General features: G+C 71.6%; 16 protein-coding genes, 1 tRNA gene and 1 pseudogene. 12 read left to right on the top strand and 6 right to left on the bottom strand.

The window, feature by feature from the left end:
• Window positions 1-84 precede the first annotated feature (84 nt).
• The 4 genes from ACFY1S_RS12475 to ACFY1S_RS12460 all read left to right on the top strand — a co-directional run bounded on the left by ACFY1S_RS12475 (window position 85) and on the right by ACFY1S_RS12460 (window position 2,519).
• A complete protein-coding gene (locus tag ACFY1S_RS12475) occupies window positions 85-414 on the top strand; it encodes a YbaB/EbfC family nucleoid-associated protein (protein ID WP_007454690.1) in 330 nt (109 codons plus the stop codon).
• Between the two features lies 1 nt (window position 415).
• Window positions 416-721, top strand: a complete 306-nt coding sequence (locus tag ACFY1S_RS12470) for a hypothetical protein (protein WP_387116217.1) — start codon at window positions 416-418, stop codon at window positions 719-721.
• On the top strand, window positions 721-1,401 hold the full coding sequence (locus tag ACFY1S_RS12465; RefSeq protein WP_387116214.1) for a hypothetical protein: 681 nt from the start codon (window positions 721-723) through the stop codon (window positions 1,399-1,401). The genes ACFY1S_RS12470 and ACFY1S_RS12465 overlap by 1 nt, the downstream gene beginning before the upstream one ends.
• 278 nt (window positions 1,402-1,679) lie before the next feature.
• Window positions 1,680-2,519, top strand: a complete 840-nt coding sequence (locus ACFY1S_RS12460; RefSeq protein ID WP_387116211.1) for a stage 0 sporulation family protein — start codon at window positions 1,680-1,682, stop codon at window positions 2,517-2,519.
• Between the two features lie 12 nt (window positions 2,520-2,531).
• On the opposite strand, the gene ACFY1S_RS12455 is transcribed toward ACFY1S_RS12460, so the two are convergent.
• Window positions 2,532-4,268 (bottom strand): metallophosphoesterase family protein, encoded by a 1,737-nt coding sequence (locus ACFY1S_RS12455; protein WP_387116208.1) that lies wholly within the window; start codon window positions 4,266-4,268, stop codon window positions 2,532-2,534.
• A gap of 115 nt (window positions 4,269-4,383) precedes the next feature.
• Here ACFY1S_RS12455 and ACFY1S_RS12450 point away from each other — a divergent pair.
• Window positions 4,384-4,457 (top strand) — tRNA-Thr (locus tag ACFY1S_RS12450).
• A 129-nt stretch (window positions 4,458-4,586) separates the two neighbouring features.
• Here ACFY1S_RS12450 and ACFY1S_RS12445 read toward each other — a convergent pair.
• Window positions 4,587-4,881 (bottom strand): annotated as a pseudogene (locus ACFY1S_RS12445) (DUF1330 domain-containing protein).
• 199 nt (window positions 4,882-5,080) lie between these two features.
• On the opposite strand from ACFY1S_RS12445, the gene aroA reads away from it, so the two are divergent.
• Window positions 5,081-6,334 (top strand): 3-phosphoshikimate 1-carboxyvinyltransferase, encoded by a 1,254-nt coding sequence (gene aroA, locus ACFY1S_RS12440; protein ID WP_387116205.1) that lies wholly within the window; start codon window positions 5,081-5,083, stop codon window positions 6,332-6,334.
• Between the two features lie 39 nt (window positions 6,335-6,373).
• Here aroA and ACFY1S_RS12435 read toward each other — a convergent pair whose 3' ends face one another.
• Complete coding sequence (locus ACFY1S_RS12435; RefSeq protein WP_387116202.1) at window positions 6,374-7,018, bottom strand: methyltransferase domain-containing protein; 645 nt, start codon at window positions 7,016-7,018, stop codon at window positions 6,374-6,376.
• Window positions 7,019-7,065: 47 nt separating this feature from the next.
• Here ACFY1S_RS12435 and ACFY1S_RS12430 point away from each other — a divergent pair, with 47 nt between their 5' ends.
• On the top strand, window positions 7,066-7,410 hold the full coding sequence (locus tag ACFY1S_RS12430; RefSeq protein WP_387116200.1) for a VOC family protein: 345 nt from the start codon (window positions 7,066-7,068) through the stop codon (window positions 7,408-7,410).
• Here ACFY1S_RS12430 and ACFY1S_RS12425 read toward each other — a convergent pair.
• The gene (locus ACFY1S_RS12425; RefSeq protein ID WP_387116197.1) at window positions 7,401-8,018 is read right to left on the bottom strand and encodes a pyridoxamine 5'-phosphate oxidase family protein; all 618 of its coding nucleotides are present in this window, start codon (window positions 8,016-8,018) and stop codon (window positions 7,401-7,403) included. The two genes, ACFY1S_RS12430 and ACFY1S_RS12425, sit on opposite strands and share 10 nt — an antisense overlap.
• A gap of 154 nt (window positions 8,019-8,172) precedes the next feature.
• On the opposite strand from ACFY1S_RS12425, the gene ACFY1S_RS12420 reads away from it, so the two are divergent.
• From ACFY1S_RS12420 to ACFY1S_RS12410, 3 genes are read left to right on the top strand one after another with little or no spacing between them, the layout of a single operon-like run.
• Window positions 8,173-8,679: a DUF2231 domain-containing protein gene (locus ACFY1S_RS12420; protein ID WP_387116194.1), complete on the top strand. Its 507-nt coding sequence runs from the start codon at window positions 8,173-8,175 to the stop codon at window positions 8,677-8,679.
• A complete protein-coding gene (locus ACFY1S_RS12415; RefSeq protein WP_387116191.1) occupies window positions 8,676-9,224 on the top strand; it encodes an Hsp20/alpha crystallin family protein in 549 nt (182 codons plus the stop codon). The genes ACFY1S_RS12420 and ACFY1S_RS12415 overlap by 4 nt, the downstream gene beginning before the upstream one ends.
• A gap of 7 nt (window positions 9,225-9,231) precedes the next feature.
• On the top strand, window positions 9,232-10,338 hold the full coding sequence (locus ACFY1S_RS12410; RefSeq protein ID WP_387116189.1) for a glycosyltransferase family 9 protein: 1,107 nt from the start codon (window positions 9,232-9,234) through the stop codon (window positions 10,336-10,338).
• Between the two features lie 8 nt (window positions 10,339-10,346).
• Here ACFY1S_RS12410 and ACFY1S_RS12405 read toward each other — a convergent pair whose 3' ends face one another.
• Both ACFY1S_RS12405 and rfaE2 read right to left on the bottom strand, forming a co-directional pair.
• On the bottom strand, window positions 10,347-11,225 hold the full coding sequence (locus ACFY1S_RS12405) for a glycosyltransferase (protein ID WP_387116186.1): 879 nt from the start codon (window positions 11,223-11,225) through the stop codon (window positions 10,347-10,349).
• Window positions 11,222-13,039, bottom strand: coding sequence for a D-glycero-beta-D-manno-heptose 1-phosphate adenylyltransferase (gene rfaE2, locus ACFY1S_RS12400; RefSeq protein WP_387116182.1), 1,818 nt, complete (start codon window positions 13,037-13,039; stop codon window positions 11,222-11,224). Before rfaE2 ends, ACFY1S_RS12405 begins: the two co-directional genes overlap by 4 nt.
• 139 nt (window positions 13,040-13,178) lie before the next feature.
• Here rfaE2 and ACFY1S_RS12395 point away from each other — a divergent pair, with 139 nt between their 5' ends.
• Together ACFY1S_RS12395 and ACFY1S_RS12390 are read left to right on the top strand one after the other, a co-directional pair.
• The gene (locus ACFY1S_RS12395) at window positions 13,179-13,715 is read left to right on the top strand and encodes a type 1 glutamine amidotransferase domain-containing protein (protein WP_387116179.1); all 537 of its coding nucleotides are present in this window, start codon (window positions 13,179-13,181) and stop codon (window positions 13,713-13,715) included.
• Between the two features lie 146 nt (window positions 13,716-13,861).
• Complete coding sequence (locus ACFY1S_RS12390) at window positions 13,862-15,538, top strand: MDR family MFS transporter (protein WP_387116176.1); 1,677 nt, start codon at window positions 13,862-13,864, stop codon at window positions 15,536-15,538.
• Window positions 15,539-15,631: the final 93 nt, after the last annotated feature.

Below are 15,631 nucleotides of genomic sequence, written 5' to 3'. Positions count from 1 at the left end.
CGCGATTGCTGTGCGGTACGGTCCGGTGTGCCGCTGTGACGGTGGCGGCACGCTCAGTAAGGGTCATCCGGGAGGAGTCGGCCGATGCCGCGGGGGGAGATCGACGAAGCCTGGATCGAGGAGGCGGTGCGGCGCTACCGCCGCATCGAATCCCTCCAGGCCGAGTTCGACCAGGCGGTGTCGACCGTCGAGGTCACCGTCCGGTCGCCGGACGGCCTGGTCGAGGTCGTGGTCACCGCCGGCGGGCGGATCACCGACGTCCGGTTCCTCGGCCCGCTGCACACCCGCAGCCCGCGCGACGTGGCCGGTTCCGTGCAGGCCGCTGTCACCGCGGCGGCCGACGCCGCCGAGTGGGCGCGGGAGAAGCTGCACAACGAGACGTTCGCCGCCTATCGACCGCTCGCGGGGGCCTGAGATGGACACTCTGCGCGCACTCTCCGCCCGGCTGGACGAGGCGAGCGCCACCCTCACCAGCCTGTCCCACCGGGTCACCGCAAGCGATCCCGCCCAGGTGGCGTTCGGCGCGGACGCCCCCGGCCGCCCCGGCGAGATCGGCCGGGCGCTGCACAGGCAGTGGACCGCCGCCACCGACGACCGGGCACGTGAGGCGCGGGCCGCCGCCGTCCGGCTGGCCGCCGCCGCGTCCGCCATCCGTGAGGCCGCCGACCGTTACGGCGAGGTCGACCGGGCCGCCCGCCGCCGGCTCACCGGAGAGCCGTGATGGATCCGCTGGACCGGCTCGCCGAGCCCGGCCTCGACCTGCTGCACCGGGTGGACGCGCTGCTCGCCGCGGGCGTCCCCGAGGGGCACCGGGTCTGGCCACTGCTGCGCCGCATGCAGGTCCTGCCCGGCGACGCGGTCCGCGGTTTCCTCGACCTGCATCCGGCGCCGCTCACCGGCGCCGGGCACGCCGTGCACCGGCTCGTGCGGGGGTACGACGACGTCTGCGCCACACTCACCGACCCGGTCCTGTGGTCCGGTCCGGCCGCCTCCGCGTACGGGCAGGAACGCGCGGCGCTGCTGCGCCACCTGGACGAGGGTCCGGAGAGCCTTGTCGGCCGGCTCGAATCCACAGCCGGGTACGCGGACGCGCTCGCCGACTGGGTGGAGGGCAGCCGGCTGGCCCTGGCCCGGACACTCGCCGACGTGCTCCGTTCGGCCGAGGCGGTCGCCGTGGTCGCCGCCACCGCCGCGGGTCCGCCGCTGCCGCCCGGGCCGGTCGGGCCGGGGGTGGCCGACGCCGCCGAGATCGCCGCGCGGGTGCTGGCGGTGCTCTGCGTCGCGTACGACGGGGCCGAGACACTGCTGCGTCAGTGGGCGCCGAGCCTGGCCGAGTCCGCCTGGCGTCCGCCGGTGGACGGCAGGCCCCGCTACGGGCAGCCCACCCGCGTCGGTTGGTAGCCGCGTTCGGGACAGACCACGGCGCCGCTCGCGGGCACCCGACGTGAGCCGGCGCCCACGGCGACGCCGTGGTCTTCCCCCTGCACCCCCCGCAGGTCTGCCTCCACTCAACGCCGCCCAGGCGCGTTTGTCCTGCGCGCCGGCCCGGATTCAACCGTCCGGGCGAGGCGCAACGGCACGACGGGTCGCCGGGCAATAGGTCAAGTCGACGGTCATGGATGGCGGCGGCCGTGGCCGGCCGGCGCGCTCGCGGCGGTGTCCCGTCGTAGGGTGGGGGGATGGGCATGCTCTGCGCGGTCAGCTTCAACCGGTACGGGCGCCTCTACTACCTCGATCCGGGCGACCTGCGTCCGCAGGTCGGCGACCGGGTGCTCGTCCCGACCGACGACGGGCCCGAGGTGGCCGAGTGCGTGTGGGCCGCCCAGTGGGTGACCGAGGAGACCGACGGGTTTCCCCGTCTGGTGGGGCTGGCCGGTGACGACGACCTGCGTCGGGACGAGGCGTTACGCCGCCGCAAGGCCGAGGCGAAGGTGGCCGCGAAGCGGCTGATCCGCGCGCACGGCCTGCCGATGAAGGTGGTGGCCGTCGACCATGTGCTCGGCTCCGCCGAGGGTGGTGGCGAGCGCAGCACCGTCTACTTCACCGCGCCGCACCGGGTGGACTTCCGCTCCCTGGTCCGCGACCTGGGTGCCACGCTGCACTGCCGGGTGGAGCTGCGCCAGCTCTCCGCCCGCGACTCGGCGCGGGTGCAGGGCGGTATCGGTTCGTGCGGTCGCGACCTGTGCTGCGCCACGTTCCTCACCGACTTCGAGCCGGTGACCATCCGGATGGCCAAGGATCAGGACCTGCCCCTGAACCCGCTGCGCATCTCCGGGGCGTGCGGGCGGCTGATGTGCTGCCTGAAGTACGAACATCCCCTGTACCAGCGATTCCAGGAGACCGCCCCGGCGGTCGGCAGCCGGGTCTCCACGCCCGAGGGCGACGGCCGGGTGGTCGGCCACAGCGTTCCACGGGACGCGGTGACGGTCCGTCTGGACGCCGACGGCTCCCGCTGCTCCTGCTCCCGCGCGTCGGTCTGCGCCCCCCGCCAAGCCCACGACCAGCACTACACCCCCTGACCATCCGACCGCTCAGCGCAGGGTGATCGGGGGTTCGGCCAGGCGGGGGTTCAGCGGGGCCTTGGGGGTCAGCCAGCTTGCGGTGGGGGACTGGTCGGGGTTGATCTGCCAGTCCCTGGAGACCCGGTCCACCGTGATCGGGTAGATGGTCAGGGTGCCATCCGGGGCGATGCGCAGCCGAAGGAACGCCTTGGAGTCCTCGATGCCCTGACCGGCGAAGAGTTCGTTGACATTCACCCCGAACCGGCTCGCCACCAGCAGGTACGCCGCCACCAGTTCGCTGGCCACCAGCCCGATCACGGGGCCGTACAGCACCGCCGCGGCGACCGCCGGCAACGGCCACGGCCAGTGGTAGAACGGCAGCGACAACCACACCCAGGTGCCCCCGGCGGCCAGCGCCACATGGGCCACGCCGTGGCCGACGCCGAGGATCCAGTGCCGCGCGTGCCGTTTGCCGCTTGCGCTCGGCGGCTTGGCGAACAGGGCCGCCGCCACCACCGTCACGAGCACCATCACCACAAGCGGGACGCTGAACAGCCGCTGGTCACTGCTGTCGCCCCAGTTCGCCGTCGCTCCCGCCATCGCCAGCATCAGCAGGGTGTGCAGCGTGCCGAGCAGCGTCGCGAAGCCGGGATTGCGGAACGGCAGCCGGCCGAAGACACTCCAGCCGTAGCGACGGGACCGGGCCGCGTCCGGGTAACGGGCCACCAGGTCGTACGGCTGGGTGGGGCTGGCCCGCCGGGTCGGCGTGTCCCGTGGCGGCACCTCGATGCGCTCGGGCAACTTGTGGGTGGGGTAGAGGTACGCGCCGCCGCCACCACAGGTGATCAACTGCCTGTCCGTGCCGGCGTAGCGGGCGTAGTGGTGCAGGTCGCCGGAGAGCAGCAGCCGGACCTGCGCCCCCGTCGGGTCGATGATGGTGCGGATGAAGTAGTCGATCGAGTCGTACGCCGTCGGACTGTCCGCCGCCTTGACCCACGTCGGCGCCGGCGCCGCGATGATCACCTTTGACTCGGGGCCGAGCCGGCGGGCCACCTCGTCGAAGTACGCCAGCTGCGGGTCGTCCAGGTACGAGCCGGACTGGTCGTCGACACCCAACAGCCACCAGCCCCCCGGCAACTCCACGGCGAAGTACGACCGGGACTGCCCGGTACGCCAACCGGCGAAGTTGCGGTCCCGGGAGCGGACGAACAGCCGCAGGAACGCGGTAAGGCCGTCGTACCAGTCGTGGTTGCCGGGCACCGCGAACAGGGTGGGCTGCTCGGGTGGCATCACCGGCAGCGCGGCCTGGTACGGGCCCTTGCAGCGGTCCTCGTACGAGGCGTACGCCGCCGACGGGTACACCTGGTCGCCGCCCATCACCAGAGTCTGCGCCCGGGGCAGCCGGTGCCCGTCCACGGTCAGCTCGGCCTGCGCCAGCAGGTACGCCACCGAGTAGGTGGCGTTGAAGCCGTCGCCCAGGTCGGCTACGTAGTCCAGCCACACCCCGCCGTCCGGCCCGACCTGGCGGAAGACGTCGTCGCCGAACGCGTTCTGCAACTCCCGCTTGTCCAGGTACGCCCCGAAGAGCACCGCCAGCAGCGTACGGATGCCCGTGCTGATCAGCAGGAACGGCGCCAGCCACGGCACCGGCTTGCGCGGCGTGAAACCTAACTCCAGCGGATCGGTGCTGCGTGGCCGTCGGACGGCCCGCTCGGGGTGGTCGCGTTCGTCGCTCACCCGCCGCAGCGTAGTACCGGACCCGATCATGCGCTGTCCGGTAAACGTCCAGTTGGCGGCCGATGTCCGCTTGGTGATACGGGGGGCGGGGAGGGGTATCCCGTTCGGCCGGCGGGCGAGGGGTGCCGTACACTTGCTGATCGTTGCCGCCTTAGCTCAGTCGGCTAGAGCGACGCACTCGTAATGCGTAGGTCGACGGTTCGATTCCGTCAGGCGGCTCGGTACAGAAGCCCAGGTCATCGACCTGGGCTTCGCCGTTTTGCGAAGATGATCAGACCGCCGCGGCGCGGTGGCCAACCAGAGCAGGTCTGCCGGTGGTGGCAGTCGAACGCCGGCCCGAGCCTCCTGTCAGTCGACGCCTTCGATGATGCGGAAGTCGCGTTCGACGCCGTCGGAGAGGGCGCCAAGCGCCTCCTGGTAGGCCTCACTCTCGTGTGCCGCGACGGCCTGTTCAAAGCTGTCGAACTCGATCAGGACGGTGCGCTCGGCGATTCCTGCGTCGTGTGCAGCGACCCGACCGCCCCGGGCGAGAAGCCGCCCGCCCCCCGGCTTGGACAGCCGGACCGGCCAGCTTGTTGTAGGCAGCCAGCTTCTCGGGCTCTGAGATGGTGCGGTAGGCACTGACCCAGTAGCCCTTGGCCACGGAACCTCCAGTGTTCGGAAGTGCAGATCTGGCGATCTGTCGGGCGGATCCCCGTGCCATCACCTTTTCATCATCCTGAGTTGCCGTGCCATCCATATGCCAGAGGCCAGTGGTCGGTGCCACAGACGGTCACCAACGGGCGCGGCAAGTAGACTGTTGCAGTTCTTCCGGGCCGCGGGAGAGGGCAGAGGTGGGGAATTTGACGAACGTACCTGTTCCCGGCTCGAAGTCCGTCACGGCTCGAGCGCTTTTCCTCGCGGCCATGGCGCAGGGCACCTCGCGACTGACAGGTGCCCTGGATTCCGATGACACGCAAGCGTTCCGATCCGGGCTGCGTGCACTCGGTTACCGGGTCTCCGACACCGACGAGGTCTGGAGCATCGACGGCGACCCGGCTGGTCCGCCCTCCCGTTCCGCCGATGTCTTCTGTCGCGACTCCGGCACAGCGGCCCGTTTCCTTCCCGCCCTCGGTGCCCTCGGAGACGGCGAGTTCCGGTTCGACGCCTCGCCGCAGATGCGCCGACGCCCGGTCGGGCCGGTGACCGCCGCGCTACGGGAGCTGGGCGCCGATCTGCGATTCGAGGACCGCGACGACCACCTGCCCGTCGTCATCGACGCCGGCCGACTGCGCGGTGGCAGGCTTCGCCTCGACTCCTCGATCTCCTCGCAGTTTCTGACCGCGCTCCTGATGGCCGCGCCGGCCATGACGGAGGGCTTGGAAGTGCAGGTCACCGGCATGGTGTCGCGGCCGTATGTCGAGATGACGGTCCGGATGATGCGCGACTTCGGCGTGTCGGTCGAGTGGCACGACGACACCTTCACGGTGCCTCCGCAGCGGTACGCGGCCCGCGACTACCGCGTCGAGCCGGACGCCTCGACGGCCAGTTACTTCTTCGCGGCCGCGGCCCTCACCGGCGATACCGTCACCGTTCCGGGTCTCGGCGCCTCGGTCATGCAGGGCGACATCGGATTCGTCGACATCCTTCGCCGGATGGGCGCCGACGTGACAGTCGACAGTGACCGGACCACAGTCACCGGAACCGGCCGGCTCGCCGGCCTGACCGTGAACATGCGTGACATCTCCGACACCATGCCGACCCTGGCGGCAATCGCCCCCTACGCCGACGGTCCGGTGCGAATCGAGGACGTCTACAACACTCGCGTGAAGGAATGTGACCGTCTCGACGCCTGCGCCAAGAATCTGAGCGCAATGGGCGTCCAAGTGGCAACGGGTCGCGACTGGATCGAGATTCAGCCCGGCCGTCCGAGGCCCGCCCTGATCGATTGCCATGCGGATCATCGGATCGCCATGGCTTTCAGCGTCACCGGGCTTCGTGCCGACGGCATCGAACTCGACGATCCGGAATGTGTGAAGAAGACGTTTCCCGGATTCCACCAGGTCTTCGGCGAATTGCGCGAGCAGTGGAGTCGTACCGCCGCCCGAGGCGATTGACCGGGGGAGGCGCTCACAGGCGGTGCTCGATGGCGTCGGTCAGGGCTCGCGGCGGGCGAAGATGATCGCGCCGAGTTTGCTCTCGGGTGAGGTGAGGGTCGTCTCCGACTCGACCCGGAATCCGCTCTCCCGCAGCCGCGCCGACACCGTGGCCGGCTGGCGGCGATGCACCTTGATCTTCATGGGGTGGCCGCCGTAGCCCTCCGTCTTGAGGGTCGTCTCGTCGCCCACGTGGAAGCCGAGCAGCAGCGGGCCGCCGGGGCGTAGCACCCGCCGGAAGTGCGCGAGGACCGCGCCGAGCTGGTCGTCGGGGATGTGGATGAGCGAGTACCAGGCGATCAGGCCGGCGACCGAGCTGTCGGCGAGGCTGAGGTCGGTCATCGAGCCCACCGCGAACCTGAGGTTCGGGTGGTCGCGGCGTGCCACGGCGATCATCCCGGGCGACAGGTCGATCCCGAAGGCGTCGACGCCGAGGGTTCCCAGGTGGGCGGTGATGCGTCCGGGCCCGCAACCGACGTCGGCGACCGGTCCACCTCCGGCGGTGGCCACGAGTTCGGCGAACAGCGCGAGGGCGGCTCGCTCGTACGGTGCGTTCGCCAGGAAGTCGCGCACCAGGTGCGCGTAGTCGACGGCGACCGTGTCGTAGGAGGTGCGGGTGTCTGCCAACCAGTCGTCAACGGTCACCACGGCCACCCTAATTCACGGAATACTGGCGCGGTGACCGTGACGCGGTGGGGGAGCTGGCCGACGACGGTCTTCCGGAGCCGTTGCAGTTCGCGGTGAACGACGGGCTGCGGCTGATGCTGCTCCCGAGCGGTGGCTTCGGCTGGGTGATCGGTGCGAACGAGGTCGCCGCACGGGGGCAGAGCGAGTGCGTGCTCATCCTCGACGTCGCCTCGCCCGCAGACGCGGACGCGCACGTCGAGCGGGCGCGCGCGGCCGGCGCCGAGGTGGTCACCGAGCCGGCGGCGCAACCCTGGGGGTACGCGGGCACCTTCGCCGACCCGGACGGTCACCTGTGGATGGTGTCGGTCACCCCCTGGCGAGCGTGCCCGCCCGGCAGCCGTCAGGCGTAGATGGTCTTCACGTACTCCGGGCCGTAGTGCCGTTCCAGGTCTTCCAGGCTCTCCGCCGGCGCCTCGACCTCCTTGATCAGTCGGGCGCGGGTCGGCAGCGCGTCCGGCTGCCAGGTGTCCGGCCGCCACAGATCGGAGCGCAGGAACGCCTTCGCGCAGTGGTAGAAAATCTGCTCGATCTCCACCACGACGGCGAGGATCGGCCGATGTCCCTTGACCACCATGTCGTCGAACCAGGGCGCGTCGCGCACGAGCCGAGCCCGCCCGTTGATCCGCAGCGTGTCGGTGCGGCCGGGGATCATGAAGAGCAGACCGACGTGCGGGTTGTCGAGGATGTTGCGGTAGCCGTCGGCGCGCTTGTTGCCCGGCCGTTCGGGAAGCGCGATTGTCGTGTCGTCGAGCACCAGGGCGAACCCGGCCGGGTCGCCCTTGGGCGACACGTCGCAGGTGCCGTCCGCCCCGGCCGTGGCCACGAGGCAGAACGGCGAGGCGGCGAGCCAGTCGCGGTCGCGTTCGTGCAGGCGGGGGCGGTCCTTGTTGGCGGCCCGTGGATGGGGCACGCCGAGCAGGTCCCGTAGCTCCTCATGCGAAGTGATCTCCACCGTCACGTCGATCCTCCCTCGACCGTTGAGCCGGTGGCGGGTACCACCGGTCGCCAGCCTAGGCCGCCGTGACCAGCGCGAGGTTTGCGCCGGGTCGCCCGGGGTACGGCCCGCCGTACGAGACCGTCGCGCAGTGCAGCCGACACGTGGAGGCCAGGAGATGGAGAGCCGACTCAAGGTGCTGGGTCACCCAGTCCATCCGATGCTTGTCATGTTCCCGGTCGCGCTGCTGGTCACCGCAGTGTTGTTCGACGTGGTGGACACGGTCGGCGGTCCCGACTTCCTCGGCGAGGTCGCGTACTGGAACATCACCGTCGGTCTGATCGGCGGCCTGCTCGCGGCGGCGGCCGGCTCTTTCGACCTGCTGGCGATCCCGACCGGCACCCGCGCGAAGCGGGTGGGTCTGCTTCACGCGGGTGCCAACGTCGCGGTGATCCTGCTCTTCGCGGCCGTCTGGGCGGTCCGGCTCAACGCCGACTCCCGGGCCGCCGGCGGCGCCTTGATCGCGATCGAGATCGTCGCGGTGGCGATCCTCGGCATCAGTGCCTGGCTCGGCGGTGAGCTGGTCGACCGGCTCGGTGTGGGCGTCGACCGGGACGCCGGCCTGGACGCGCCCAGCTCCCTGCGGCCGACCACGGCCCCTCAGCGGATCGGAGAGGTGAGATGAGCGAGCAGCAGAGCGGCGGTTTCAGCAGGGGGTGGCGAGGCCGCCAGCAGGGCTGGGACCCGATGGGAGAGTTGCAGTCGTTGCGCGCCGAGCTGAGTCGCCTGGTGGGTGGCCGGTCCGCGTCGTCAGACGTCGAGCTGACCGAGACCTCCGAAGGCTGGGAGGTGGTCGTCCGGCTGCCCGGCGTGGCGCCGGAGGAGGTGGCGGTCGAGCTGGACGACCGGGAGCTGTGCGTGCGGGCCCGTTCCGAGGCGGAGGTCAACGCCGACCAGGGCATTCCCGGCGGCTTCGAGACGCGGGGCTTCGAGTACCGGATCGACCTGCCGTCCCGGGTCGACCCCGACGGCATCGACGCGGTGATGGACCACGGTCTGCTCCGCGTCCGAGTGCCCCGTGCGACCCGGCCCACGCCGCGCACCATCACCGTCGGCCGCACCGGGCCGCGTTCCGGCAACGCCTCCGGGGGTACGCCGATGCCTGCCGATCCCGCGGCGGACCGGGAGCTGCACCACCCCGACACCGTCGGCGAGATCGACAGGCCGTAGCGGCCGCGTGGCCACCCCGTCCCTGCTCGGCCCGACGGCTGGGCTCGTCCCCGACGTGCGGCGGATCGCCGTGCTGCGCGCGAACGCGCTAGGTGACTTCGTGTTCGCGCTGCCGGCGCTCGACGCGCTGCGTGCCGCGTACCCCTCGGCGGAGATCGTGTTGCTCGGTGCGCCGTGGCACGTGAAGCTCTGGCAGGACCGGCCCGGCCCGGTGGACCGGGTCCTTGTGGTGCCGCCCGCCCCCGGCATCCGTACGCCGGAGTCGGGTGAGCCGGAGTCGTCGATTGACGACTTCGTGGCCGCCGCCGTCGGCGAGGACTTCGATATTGCGGTGCAGATCCACGGCGGAGGGGCCAACTCGAATCCGTTCGTCAGTCGGCTCGGCGCCCGGCTGACCGTGGGTCTGCGCGCCGACGACGCACCGCCGCTGGACAGGTGTCTGCCGTACATCTACTACCAGCACGAGGTGATCCGCTACCTGGAGGTGGTGGGGCTGGTGGGCGCTCCGGCGACCACGATCGTGCCGACGCTTGCCGTCACCGACGACGACCGGGCCGAGGCGGCCCGGGTGCTCGGGCCGGCCGACCGGCCCCGGGTGGCGCTGCACCCGGGCGCCACCGACACCCGCCGTCGCTGGCCCGCCGAACGTTTCGCCGAGGTGGCCCGTGCGCTGCACGACGACGGGTACGAGGTACTGGTCACCGGTACGCCCGCCGAGCAGGAGGTGGTGGACCGGGTGGTCGCGGCGGCCGGGGTGCCGGTCCGGCCGCAGGTGGGCACGTTCAGCCTGGGCGGCCTCATCGGCTGCTACGCGGACTGCGCCCTCGTCGTCTCCAACGACACCGGCCCGGTGCACCTGGCCGCCGCGGTGGGCACGCCCACGGTCGGCATCTTCTGGGTCGGCAACCTGATCACCACGGCGAATCCGTTGCGGGGCCGGCACCGGCCGATCAGTTCCTGGATGGTGCACTGCCCGGTCTGCGGAGTGGACTGCACGCCTGGCATCTACCCGCACCGGCCCGGCGACGGCGAATGCCCGCACCGCGACTCGTTCGTCACCGACGTGCCTGTGGTCGAGGTGCTGGAGGCCGCGCGGGACCTGCTCAGCCGGTAGCGGGGCGCTCAGGCCGGCTGCGGGGTGTCCTCGTCGGCGAGGACCACCTCCCACGCCTCCACGTCCCGTTCGGTGACGGTGGTGGGGGATTCCAGGTGGTAGGCGCCGCTGGGCAGGATGCCCGCCCCGCCGTGCCGGGCCAGCACGGCGAGCTGGGCGGCGACGTCCTCGCCCTGGTGCTTCTCGTGCACCCGACGCCAGAAGTCGAACCCGCCGGAGTCGACGAGCTTCGCCCGGTCGTAGAGCACACACCCGCCGATCCAGGACACCTTGTACGCGCGCCACGCGCCGGGCGGCAGCGCCACCTGGTCCGTGACGTGCAGCAGGTTGGCCGCCGAGTGGATCCGGGCCCGGTCCCACTGCGGGGTGCCCGGCCGGATCCGCTCCGGCGTGGGTGGCCCCGCCCACTCCTCGTAGTGCGCGTGCGCCTCCGGTCGGACGTCCTCGACGTACGACAGGCCGTGCACGCCGTTGCCGACGAAGCCGCAGCCCAGCTCCCCCATCGCGGTGACCAGTCGGTGTAGCGCCCCCGGTTCGAGCCAGACGTCGTCGTCGAGGTTGAGCACGTACCGGGCGGCCGAGGCGGCGAGCAGGTACGCGCGGTGTTCGGCCAGCCCGCGCCGGGGCAGCCGGCGGGTCAGCAGCACCGGGTGCCCCCGGTGTCGCAGCGCCCGGACCATGGTGGCCGCCGCCGGGTGGGCGTACGCGGGCTCACCGTCGGACTGGTCGCTGACCACCACCCCGAAGCCGGGCACCCCTTCCTGGGCGGCGAGCCCGGCCAGGGTGACAGCCAGTTCGGCCGGCCGGTTGCGGGTCGGGATCAGCACGTCGACCAGCCGGTCGGCGCGGAAGCCCTCCGGCGTGCCGGGGTCGAGTGGGCGGTTCACGACGCGCGGGTGCGGGTGTTCAGCGCCGGGTCGGATTCCCGGGCCGGCTCGGGTTCCCGGTCCTGGCTGTGCGCCCGGATCCGCTCGATGATCGCGGACGTGGACCGGTCCGGCACGTACCCCAGGGTGCGGACCTGTCCACCCAGCCGGCGCACCAGCGGCGCCTCGGGCACCAGCTCCGGTGGGTAGTCGCCGCCCTTGACGTACACGTCGGGGCGGACGGCCTCGATCAGCGCGGCAGGTGAGTCCTCCTCGAAGACCACCACGTGGTCCACACAGGACAGGGCGGCGAGCAGGGCGCCGCGGTCCTCGACCGGGTTGACCGGCCGGTCCGGGCCCTTCAGGCGACGGACGCTGCCGTCCGAGTTGACCGCGACGATCAGCAGGTCGCCCAGGGCGCGGGCCTGCTCCAGGTAGCGGACGTGTCCCCGGTGCAGCACGTCGAAGCAACCGTTCGTGAACACCACCGACCGTCCCGCCTCGCGGTGCTCGGCGACGAGCGCCTCCAACTCGTCGGTGTCGACGAGCGACGGGTGCCCGGCGGTCTCCGGCGGCAGGTCGAGCGCGGTCAGCAGGTCCTCGCGACGGCACACGCAGGTGCCGGTGTCGGAGACCGTGATGGTGGCCGCCAGTTGGGCGAGTTGGGCGGCGGTGGGCAGCGGTGCGTCGGCGGCCAGGGCCAGCGTCATCGCCGCCAGGTACGCGTCGCCGGCGCCCACGGCGTGGCTCGCCGGCACGGGCGTGCTGTGGCTGCGCCGCGGCTCCCCGTCGGCGCCGCCGACCACCGCGCCCTCGGTGTCCAGGGTCACGGCGACCACGTCCGCCCCGGTGTGCGCGCGCAGTTCGGCGAGGCGTGACTCGGCCAGGACGGCCCGGTCGACGCCCGCCCCGGCCTCGGTGTTCACTGTGACGCCGGTGCCCGTGACGCTGAGCCCGTCACCGGTCAGGGCGACCCGGCCCTCGCCGGGTGTGGGCTCACCGACCGGGCCCTGGCGGTCGTCGGTGGCGTCGTCGGCGCGGGCTCCGCCCGGGGCGGCACCGACGCTGAGTTCGGACGGGCCGTCGGCCGGATCGTGGTCGGGATGTTCCAGGTGCAGACCGGGGCCGGTCGCCGGTCGGGTCGCACCGCCGGCGCGGGCCAGCAGTCGGGTCGCCTCGGCGAAGCTGGGAGTGACCACGGTGGGCGCGAGCCCCCGCCAGTCGGCCAGGTCGTGGGCGTCCAGCGCGACAGTGGCGTACCGCTCCCGCTGCTCGACCAGCCAGGCGCGCACCGGCGCGGGCAGCGCGCCGAGGCCGTAGTCGCAGACCACAAGCGTCGGCGCCTCCCCGCCGGCGGCGGCGCGCAACTCCTCGGTGGTGCAGTCCAGGGCGGTGAGCAGCCGGGTCACGCCGTCCGGGTCGAGGGCGTCGTCCGGATCACCGGAGTCCTCCCGGAGCAGGATCTGGTTCCCGGCCAGCATCCGCCGCTTCACCGGGGTGGGCCGGCCCGGCTGGTTGACCGTACGGTCCCAGACGCCGGCGCGGTCCAGGCAGTCGTGCAGTTCGTCGCCGGCGACGTCCGCGCCTACCGGTGCGACGAGCACCGCTCGGCCGCCCAGGGTGGCCACGTTGACCGCGGTGTTCGCGGCACCGCCGGCCGCGGAGATCCGGCGGCGCAGGGTGAGGACCGGGGCGGGTGCCTCCCGGCACAGCCGGTCGGACTCGGCGAACCGCCACTCGTCCAGCATGGCGTCGCCGACGACGAGGACCGGGCGTCCGAGCCAGCTCTCCACGACGGTGGCGAGCCGGCGCTGTTCCGCTGCTGCTCCTGCCATGCCGCCCCGGGTCCCCAGCGGCCTGCCGGACAAACCTGCGCGCCGACGGGTCGTGCCCTTCCTTACTGACTGGGGTCGTTTCGGGCATTGCGGGCCGGGAAGGGAACTGTGGTACCCGTCGGAAAGGAGATGTACCGAGATGGCAGCGACACTTCAGGGCAAGCGGATCGCCTTCCTGGCCGCCGACGGCGTCGAGGAGGTCGAGTACGTACAGCCGCGCGAGGCGGTCGAGAAGGCAGGCGCGACGGCCGAGCTGGTCTCTCTCAAGCCCGGTTCCATCCAGGCGTTCAACCACCTGGACAAGTCCCGCACGTACGACGTGGACGTCACCGCGGACGAGGCGGACGCGGCCGGCTACGACGCGCTGGTGCTGCCCGGCGGGGTGGCGAACCCGGACTTCCTGCGGGGCGACCCGGACGCGGTGCGGTTCGTGAAGGCGTTCTTCGACGCGGGCAAGCCGGTCGGGGTGATCTGTCACGGCCCGTGGACGCTTGTCGAGGCCGACGTGGTGCGGGGCAGGCGGATCACCTCCTGGCCCACCCTGCGGACCGACCTGACCAACGCCGGCGCCACCTGGGTCGACGAGGAGTGCGTGACGGACGGCAACCTGACCAGCAGCCGCAAACCGGACGACCTCCCCGCCTTCTGCGCCCAGATCACCAAGGCCTTCGCCTGACCCCACCCGCCCACCGGTGTGATCATGAGGTTGCGCCATCGCGGCCGGCGTGTCGTGGCGATAACTTCATGATCAACGCCGGTGGGGCGGGTTGGGGTTTTTCGCGGCTCGGCGCATGTTCTGCGGCTCGCGGGATAGAAGGGCACATGACCACCGAAGCCTCCGCCGCGCCGGTGCTGAACCGTCAGCAGATCCGGCTGCTCATGATCGGTCTGATGACCGGCATGCTGCTTGCCGCACTCGACCAGACAATCGTCGGTACGGCCCTGCCGACAATCGTCGGTGAGCTTGGCGGCATCAACCACTACTCGTGGGTGGTGACCGCGTACCTGCTCGCCTCGACGGCGTCGACCCCGCTGTATGGCAAGATGGCCGACCTGTACGGGCGCCGCCCGGTGTTCCTGTTCTCGATCGGCACGTTCCTGGTCGGGTCACTGCTGGCGGGACTGTCGCAGAACATGACCCAGTTGATCGTCACCCGGGGCATCCAGGGCCTGGGCGCCGGTGGTCTGCTGACGTTGGCGTTCACCATCATCTCGGACGTCGTGTCCCCCCGCGAGCGTGGCCGCTACCAGGGACTGTTCGGCGCGGTCTTCGGCATCTCCTCGGTGGCCGGCCCGCTGGTCGGCGGTTACTTCGCGGAGACGGACTGGCGGTGGATCTTCTACATCAACGTGCCGCTGGCGATCCTTGCCATCGTGGTCTGCTACCACGTCATGCGACTGATCCCGTTCGAGCGCCGCGACCACGCGATCGACTGGCTCGGCGCCGGCCTGCTGGTCGCCGGGGTGAGTTGTCTGCTGCTGGCGCTGAGCTGGGGCGGCAACGAGTACGCGTGGGGCTCCGGGGTGATCATCGGGCTCTTCGTCGCGGGTGCCGTACTCGCCGTGCTCTTCGTACTCCAGGAGGCCCGCGTCGCCGAACCCATCCTGCCGCTGCGTCTGTTCCGCAGCGCCACGTTCGCGCTCGCCAACTCGGCGGGGTTCGTCCTCGGTCTGGTCATGTTCGGGTCGATCATCTTCATCCCGCTCTACCTCCAGATCGTCAAGGGCGCCTCGCCGACCCGCAGCGGTCTGCTGATGCTGCCCATGATGACCGGCATCATCGTCACCTCCATCCTCACCGGGCGTGCGATGAGCCGGATCGGCCGGTACAAGTGGTTCCCGGTCGCCGGGTCGGTGACGCTGCTTGTCGGCATGTTCCTGTTCACCCAGTTGAAGGTCGGCACCTCGCTCTGGCTCGCGTTCGCCTTCATGGTGGTGATCGGCGTCGGCCTGGGGCTCTGCATGCAGTCGCTGGTCCTCGCGGTGCAGAACGCGGTCTCCGTACGCGACCTGGGCGCCGGCACCTCGGCGGCGACGTTCTTCCGGTCGCTCGGCGGTTCGTTCGGGGTGGCGATCCTCGGCGCGGTGCTCTCCACGCGGCTCGCCGGCGGGCTGTCCGACCGGCTGCCCGGCGCGATCGCCCAGCTCCCGCCGCAGCAGCAGGCACAGGTAGCCGCGAGCGGCGGTACGAACATCTCGATCAACGACCCGGCGACCATCATGGCCCTGCCCGGGCCGGTGCGGTCGGCTATCCAGAACGCCTTCGTCGACGCGCTCGACATGGTCTTCCTGACCGCCGGCCTGATCGCGATCGTGGCGGTGGCGGTGACCCTGGCGATGCCCAACAAGGAACTGCGCGGTGCCGGTCCGCAGGGTGCCAAGGGCGGTGCCGACCCGCTCGGCGGCGAGGCTCCGGCACCCGGCGGCAAGCCGCTGACCCGCGAGTCCAAGGACGAGGCGGCCGCTGACATGGAGGCCAAGTCCCAGACGATGATCTGACCTGGCCCCTCCGGGCCCCGTCCCGGCGTGTGGACCGCGTAACGAAATCACGACCTTCGACGTCCTTCAGGGGGGAACGGCCGATCAGCGGTT

This window comes from Micromonospora sp. NPDC000663 (assembly GCF_042898105.1).
GTDB lineage: Bacteria > Actinomycetota > Actinomycetes > Mycobacteriales > Micromonosporaceae > Micromonospora.
Note: the sequence above shows the minus strand (reverse complement) of the source record. Positions and strands in the feature narration are given on the sequence as shown.

Bases quoted from the DNA above. Each gene is read 5' to 3' on its own strand.
- ACFY1S_RS12475 (WP_007454690.1), top strand. From the start codon at position 85: ATGCCGCGGGGGGAGATCGACGAAGCCTGGATCGAGGAGGCGGTGCGG.
- ACFY1S_RS12470 (WP_387116217.1), top strand. From the start codon at position 416: ATGGACACTCTGCGCGCACTCTCCGCCCGGCTGGACGAGGCGAGCGCC.
- ACFY1S_RS12465 (WP_387116214.1), top strand. From the start codon at position 721: ATGGATCCGCTGGACCGGCTCGCCGAGCCCGGCCTCGACCTGCTGCAC.
- ACFY1S_RS12460 (WP_387116211.1), top strand. From the start codon at position 1,680: ATGGGCATGCTCTGCGCGGTCAGCTTCAACCGGTACGGGCGCCTCTAC.
- ACFY1S_RS12455 (WP_387116208.1), bottom strand. From the start codon at position 4,268: ATGATCGGGTCCGGTACTACGCTGCGGCGGGTGAGCGACGAACGCGAC.
- ACFY1S_RS12420 (WP_387116194.1), top strand. From the start codon at position 8,173: ATGGAGAGCCGACTCAAGGTGCTGGGTCACCCAGTCCATCCGATGCTT.
- ACFY1S_RS12415 (WP_387116191.1), top strand. From the start codon at position 8,676: ATGAGCGAGCAGCAGAGCGGCGGTTTCAGCAGGGGGTGGCGAGGCCGC.
- rfaE2 (WP_387116182.1), bottom strand. From the start codon at position 13,039: ATGGCAGGAGCAGCAGCGGAACAGCGCCGGCTCGCCACCGTCGTGGAG.
- ACFY1S_RS12395 (WP_387116179.1), top strand. From the start codon at position 13,179: ATGGCAGCGACACTTCAGGGCAAGCGGATCGCCTTCCTGGCCGCCGAC.
- ACFY1S_RS12390 (WP_387116176.1), top strand. From the start codon at position 13,862: ATGACCACCGAAGCCTCCGCCGCGCCGGTGCTGAACCGTCAGCAGATC.